Below are 6,426 nucleotides of genomic sequence, written 5' to 3'. Positions count from 1 at the left end.
CTCCACACCTCGAACGCCGCATCCTCGACTACGTCACGGCCAACCTCAACGTCACCGCGGGCGGCATCTTCAGTAACCGCATGCTGACCCAGGCGCTTGAGGTACTCGGCCCGGATCGCGTGATGTTCGGCCAGGACGACCCCTACGGCGCCCAATTCGGCGGGAATGGCGGGGCGCGGGAGTTCGTGGACGCCGCGCCGCTCAGCCCGCAGGACAAGGCGAAGTTCGCGCATCTGAACGCCGAGCGACTACTGGGGCTGCGCGCGGTTGACGAGCGTCGGGACGACCCACCGATCCAATCACCTTGACCCACAGCACAACCGACCGAGTAGAAGGAGTCATCCCCATGCCACGAATCGTTGTATTCGACCAGACCGGCGGACCCGAAGTCCTGCACGTCGTCGATGAACCCGTCACCGAGCCTGCCGCCGGAGAGGTGCGAGTCAAGATCGAGGCGGTCGGCGTCAACCAACTCGACCAGTTGATGCGCAGCGGCGCCTACCCCGGGCCCGTCCGATTGCCGCACGCCCGCCTGGGCTGTGAGGGGACCGGCACCATCGACGCCGTGGGCTCCGGTGTCGACGGGTTCGGAATCGGTGACGCGGTCATCATCACCGCGGTGCCCGAAATGGACGTCAACGGCACCTACGCCGAATACACCACGGTGCCGGCCAGTGCGGTCGTCACCCGGCCGCGCGGGTTGGACCCCACCCGCGCCGCGGCGCTGTGGGTGGCCTATTCCACCGCCTATGGCGCTCTCATCGAGAAAGCCAAGACGCGACCCGGCGATCACGTCCTGATCACTGCAGCCTCCGGCGCCGTCGGTCTGGCCGCGATTCAGATCGCCAACCAGATCGGTGCCATCCCCATCGCGGTCACCCGGCACACCGCCAAGAAGAACGATCTGCTGGCATCCGGTGCAGCCGCGGTCATCGCCACCGACCAGGACGACGTGATCGAAGCCGCCCACCAGCACACCAATGGAACTGGTGCGGACGTCATCCTCGACTCCGTCATGGGCCCCGGACTGAGCGATCTGGCCAAGTCAGCCAAATTCGGCGGCACCCTGGTCACCGTGGGCTGGATGGACGCCCGGCCCGCGCCGTTCCCGATGAACTGGCCCCTGACCATCTTCGGCTACATGAGCTTCGAGCACACCCTGGACAGCACTGTGGTGCAACGTATCTCGGCATTCCTCACCGCGGGCCTGCGCAACGGCGTGCTGAATCCCCCCATCGCCAAGGTGTTCACACTCGACGACATCGTCGCCGCGCACCACTACCTCGAGAACGGCCAGCAGGTCGGAAAGGTCGTCGTCACCGTCTGACCCAGGGGCCAGCGCGGGCATGAAGATCGTCCCGTCCACCGATGGGTGGGGCGGTATCGCATCGACGTGGGACGTGCTCATCACGTCATTCGAGCGTAGAACAGGGGCTCGGCGACACGGCAATTGGCATGTCCAGCTCACGCATTCACCCCCTGCATTCAGGGGGTGCCGTCGGAGCAATTGTCAAAACCCGTGGATCGTCAGGTTTTCGGCGAAGTCGAGTCGTTGAAGGGGTATCAACTGCTGGTCGGCGCTGTCGGGGGCCGCGGGTCATGTCCGCCGTGGTTGGTAAGCCAGTGGGCGATGTCGGTGACGACGGCCTCATCGACGTGTTGTGCTGGTTCGTATTCGGCGGGTGTGGACGGTCCGGAGCCGGAGAAGAACAGGTGGTTGTCCGCGTCGTAGATGCGGATGGTGACGCCGGGGTGTTGGGCCAGGCCGGTCTGCCAGCGGACGAGATCGTCGGCGACGGTGACCTGGTAGTCCCGGCCGCCTTGGACGATGAGCATCGGCTTGTCCAGTTTCGCGGCCACCGCCACCGGGTCGTAGCCGCGTAAATCCAACCAGTAAGGGGCGGGGATGCCGAGTGGTAACAGGTGGGCTGGTGTGGACGGGGAGAAGGCGGGGCTGTCGATCAGCGCTGCTTGCCTGGTGATCGATTGGATGGCCGGATCTGCGGTGACGTCCGCCTCGGGCTCGCGAAGGGCCGCGAGGTAACGAAACTGGCGTGCGAGTGTGTGGTGCAGCGACTGTGTGGAGCCAGCCAGCACGATCAGCCCGGCGACGGTCGGTTCCGCGGCAGCGATACGCGGGGCCACGGTGCCACCCTGGCTGTGACCGAGCACGAACACTCGCGTGGCATCGACCAATGGATGTTCGCGCAGGAGCCGAACCGCCGCGACCGCGGGCCGCACGTACTCGTCGATCACGGTGAAATCGGTGACGGTGGCCAGCGTGTCACGGTGGGTGTAGGTGACCTTGTCGAAGCGCAGCACCGCGATTCCCCGGCTTGCCAGGCCCCACGCGATGTCCTTGAAGATCTTGTTGCGCCCCATGGTCGCGTCCCGGTCAGCCGGTCCGGAGCCAGCGAGCAGGACGACGGCCGGCAGTGGTCGCGGCGACTTCGGCAGGCTCAGCGTGCCCGGCGTCGCCAACGCCTCGCAGTCGACCGTGACTTCGTCGTCGGTGAAGCTGGCCGGATCCACGTAGGGCGGCGGTTGCCAGGGTTGCACCGGCTCGGCCGCCTCCGGCGGCGCGAACTGCAGACTGCCCAGACTGCCCGCGTTGTCGATCGCCATGACCACGGCGAATGCGCCGCGTTCACACGTCACGGGAATCTTCACGATTGTCGTGTTCGGGCCGGTGGACTCACTCGATGGCGTACCGACCAGAGCGATCGGCCCCTGCGCCGCGATCAATCCCTGCCAGGGGCCCCGCAATGCGTCTGCCGAGACCAGGTCGCGTAGCGCCGGGACGAGCAGCTCGCACACTTCGGCGAATCGACCCGCCTGCAGCAGCTGCATCACCTTCTTGCCAGTCGTGGCAGCATCACGCTCCATCGCGAACCTCTTTGCTTCTCAGGTATTCTCGCCTACCGACGAGAGCTGGATCAGTGAACCGCCAACACGGCCGTCGACCGAGCTTGCTGATCTCGTGGCGAGCGCGCTGACAGGTTCCGATCATTGCTCGTGCTATCGCGGAGTTGACTATGACCCTACGTCCGGGTGTTCCATTCGAAGCGTGACGCCAGACGACAGAACCCACGTGACCGATGCCGACTATGCGCGTGCCGAGCAGATGCTCGCCCCGTACCGGGCACGGCGGGTGCCCGGCAGTTCGGTGCAACCGAACTGGCTCTCCGACGGCCAACGCTTCTGGTACCAGGTCGGGACGCGCTTCGTGATCGTGGATCCCGCTGACGGTAGCCGCCGCGACGCGTTCGATCACGGCCGGTTGGCCGCCGCACTGTCCGTAGCCTCCGGCCATGCAGCAACCGCGGACGATCTACCGGTCACTGCGGTCGAGATCGACGACGCGGTGCGGTTCACCGCGTTCGAGTCGCGGTGGGAGTGGTCAGACGACGCAGGCACGTGCGTCCGGGTAGACGATAGCGAGCGGGTCGTGCCCGGTGAGGTGATCTCGCCGGACAAGTCGTGGGTGGCGTTTCGGCGGGACGGCAACATTTGGGTCCATTCACGCGACGGCGAGCAGGAATTCGCGCTCACCGACGACGCCGAGCCGCAGTTCGACTACGGCGGCCTGCCCGACGCGACGGGGGCGCGGGCGCTGATGCGGGTGCTCGGTCTGCCGCCGCTGTTCCTGGTCTCGTGGTCACCGGACTCGACCCGCCTCCTGGTGCAGCGCCTCGACCAACGTGACTTGCCCGAACTGGTTCTCATCGAATCCGCACCGCAGGACGGCGGCCGCCCGGTGGAGCACCGCACGCGTTACCCGATGCCCGGGGAGGAGGCGCAGGTGACGATGTCGTGGAACGTTCTGAACGTGATCGACCGCACCGTGGTCCGTCAGGACGGCGAGCCCACCGTCATCACACACCCGACCGCCCTGGTGTATGCGTGGTGGTCGGGCAAGTCGGGCAAGTCGGGCAGGTCGGGCGAGGCCGGGGTGAGCGAAGCGACGGGGGAGTACACCGTCCACTTCCTGCATCAGTCCCGAGATGCCCGCACGCTCGAGCTACGCCGTCTAGACCCGACGACCGGCGCGGTCACCACGCTGATCAGCGAGACCGGCGAAACCCGCGTCGACCCGACCCCGCAGCTGGGCGAGCCGACGATGACCAAGGTGCTCGAGTCCGGCGAGATTCTGTGGTGGTCGCAGCGTGACGGGTGGGGACACCTCTACCTGTATTCGCCGGACGGGCAACAGGTCTCGCAGGTCACCACCGGACAGTGGCTGGTCCGCAACGTGCTGTGGGTCGACGAGGAACGTCGCCAGGTGTGGTTCGCCGCAGGCGGGCTCGCCGAGCAGGACCCCTACATCCGTCAGATCTGCCGAATCGGCCTGGACGGCACCGGATTCACCCGACTGACCGACGACGGCCTCGACCACGACGCCGTGAGTCCACCCGAGGGCGGCTACCTCGTCGACCGGGCCTCCACGTCGAGCCGACCGCCGCGTTCGGTCGTACTGGACGGCGACGGAAAGGTTCTCGTCGAACTCGAATCCCCCGGTACCGAAGAGCTGGAAGCTCTCGGCTGGAGTCCGCCGGAGCGGTTCCGTGCGACCGCCGCCGACGGCAAGACCCCGATCTACGGCCTGCTGTGGCGACCGCATGGCTTCGACCCCCAGAAGAGCTACCCGGTGATCGAGCACATCTACCCAGGGCCGCAGATCTACCGGGCAGGCCCGTCGTTCAACGAGCCGCACTACGGCGAGCCGGAGGCGTACGCCGCGCTCGGATTCGCCGTCGTCGCAATCGACGGGCGCGGTAGTGCCGGTCGTAGCAAGGCCTTTCACGACCACTCCTACGGCGACCTCGGAAATGGCGGCGCCCTCGATGACCACGTCGCCGCGATCCGCGAACTGGGCCACCGGTATCCCTGGCTTGATACCGGGCGGGTCGGGATCACCGGCCAATCCGCAGGCGCCTTCGCCGCCGCCCGCGCGCTGCTGATGTACCCAGAGTTGTACGGCGTCGCCGTCGCGGTGTCGGGCAATCACGACAACGGAGTGAATCTCGCCATGTGGGCCGAGCACTATCACGGCGACGTCAGCGACGAGGGGAAGCGCGCCATCTCCAACGCGACCCTGGCCGCCAATCTGCAGGGCAAACTACTGCTCATTCACGGGGAGCTCGACGACAATGCGCACCACTACCAGACGCTGCGCCTGGTCGATGCACTCATCAAGGCGGACAAGGACTTCGACATGCTCCTGATCCCCGGAGCCGAACACGCCCTGATCGGGCGTCAGCATTACTTCCTCCGTCGCACCTGGGACTACTTCGTGCGTCACCTGCACGGCACCGAACCGCCTCGCTACCGCCTTGCGCCGCTGCCGTTGCCCGCTCTAGCGGGCTGAGTCGCGCAGGATCAGATGGGCGCGCCGAAGGACGTCGAGTTGCGCCTTGTTGTACAGCTCCGCCACCGCGTCATCGATGGTCTTTTGGGCGAAGCGTGCTCCTCCCGGGGCGTCCGTTCGAGACTCGAGAAGACCGGGGTGCGCCGCATACACGGCCCGAATGTAGGGGACGATGCGTTCGGCGATGTCCTGCCGAGTGGTCTCATCGGCGTCGGCCGGCAGGTCGTCGAAGTCGGAAACCGAGGGTTCGTCGGGAGCATTCGTCAGAAGATCGGCGTAGACCTGCAGGCCACGCGGCCCCAGCACGCGGGTCAGGACGACGACGAGGGAGCGGTCGGCGTCGGACAGTTTGGCCACGGTGTCCGGGGGGACGAAGGCCGGCGGCAGGTCGGTCGGCGCGGAGTGCTCCAAGATGACGGCCAGCTCGACGCGCGCCGCCTGCAGCCGTTCGATGGTGGCAGCGAGTTCGGCGTCGAGGTCGCGCAGCGCCTCTTCCGGATGGTCGTCGGTGTCACCCATGGCGGCGATTTGGGGAAGTGAGAACCCAAGATCGGTGAGCCGTTTGATTCGCACCAACCGGACGAGGTGGGCGACGCCGTACTGCTTGTAGCCGTTGGAACGACGTTCGGGTTCGGCGAGCAGGCCCACCTGGTGGTAGTGCCGTACCGCCCTCAGGCTGGTCCCTGCGAGTTCGGACAGTTCACGGGTGCTCCACGCCACTGTTCCATTCTGATTCATCGCAGGACTTGACTGTGCCGCAGCGTCCGAGTGTCTGCTGGAGGCATGACCCCGAGTGAACACATCTCCGTCGACGACCTGTTCAAGTCGCCCACCCGGGCGGCGGCCACGATCTCGCCGGACGGCACCAGGATCGCCTACCTCGCACCGTGGCGGAACCGCCTCAACGTCTGGGTACACAGCGTCGACGATGACGGCGACGCGCGGTGCGTCACCGCCGACGAGACCCGCAGCGTGCTCAGCTATCACTGGACCGACGATCCACGGTGGCTGCTGTACACCCAGGACGACAACGGCGACGAGAACTGGCACATCTACCG

The 6,426-nt window shown here is 66.6% G+C and carries 6 protein-coding genes; 4 read left to right on the top strand and 2 right to left on the bottom strand.

The annotated features are described in order from the left end of the window. Together ACRDUX_RS03095 and ACRDUX_RS03090 are read left to right on the top strand one after the other, a co-directional pair. Positions 1–308: amidohydrolase family protein (locus tag ACRDUX_RS03095; protein WP_526410913.1), on the top strand; the 308-nt coding region annotated here is incomplete at its 5' end. A gap of 38 nt (positions 309–346) precedes the next feature. After that, positions 347–1,327: a zinc-dependent alcohol dehydrogenase family protein gene (locus tag ACRDUX_RS03090; RefSeq protein ID WP_526410911.1), complete on the top strand. Its 981-nt coding sequence runs from the start codon at positions 347–349 to the stop codon at positions 1,325–1,327. Positions 1,328–1,563: 236 nt separating this feature from the next. Here ACRDUX_RS03090 and ACRDUX_RS03085 read toward each other — a convergent pair whose 3' ends face one another. Beyond that, positions 1,564–2,886, bottom strand: a complete 1,323-nt coding sequence (locus ACRDUX_RS03085; protein ID WP_526410909.1) for an alpha/beta hydrolase family protein — start codon at positions 2,884–2,886, stop codon at positions 1,564–1,566. 238 nt (positions 2,887–3,124) lie between these two features. On the opposite strand from ACRDUX_RS03085, the gene ACRDUX_RS03080 reads away from it, so the two are divergent. Continuing rightward, positions 3,125–5,368 carry a S9 family peptidase gene (locus tag ACRDUX_RS03080; RefSeq protein WP_526410915.1) on the top strand — a complete coding sequence of 748 codons (2,244 nt, stop codon included), beginning with the start codon at positions 3,125–3,127 and terminating at the stop codon, positions 5,366–5,368. On the opposite strand, the gene ACRDUX_RS03075 is transcribed toward ACRDUX_RS03080, so the two are convergent. After that, the gene (locus ACRDUX_RS03075; protein ID WP_526410907.1) at positions 5,357–6,106 is read right to left on the bottom strand and encodes a helix-turn-helix domain-containing protein; all 750 of its coding nucleotides are present in this window, start codon (positions 6,104–6,106) and stop codon (positions 5,357–5,359) included. The two genes, ACRDUX_RS03080 and ACRDUX_RS03075, sit on opposite strands and share 12 nt — an antisense overlap. A gap of 45 nt (positions 6,107–6,151) precedes the next feature. Between ACRDUX_RS03075 and ACRDUX_RS03070 the strand changes: the two genes are divergently transcribed. After that, on the top strand, positions 6,152–6,426 hold a 275-nt coding region (locus ACRDUX_RS03070), incomplete at its 3' end, for a TolB-like translocation protein (protein WP_526410905.1).

The sequence above is a fragment of the Mycobacterium sp. genome, from assembly GCF_050701675.1.
GTDB lineage: Bacteria > Actinomycetota > Actinomycetes > Mycobacteriales > Mycobacteriaceae > Mycobacterium.
This window is presented reverse-complemented; position numbering and strand designations above follow the sequence as displayed.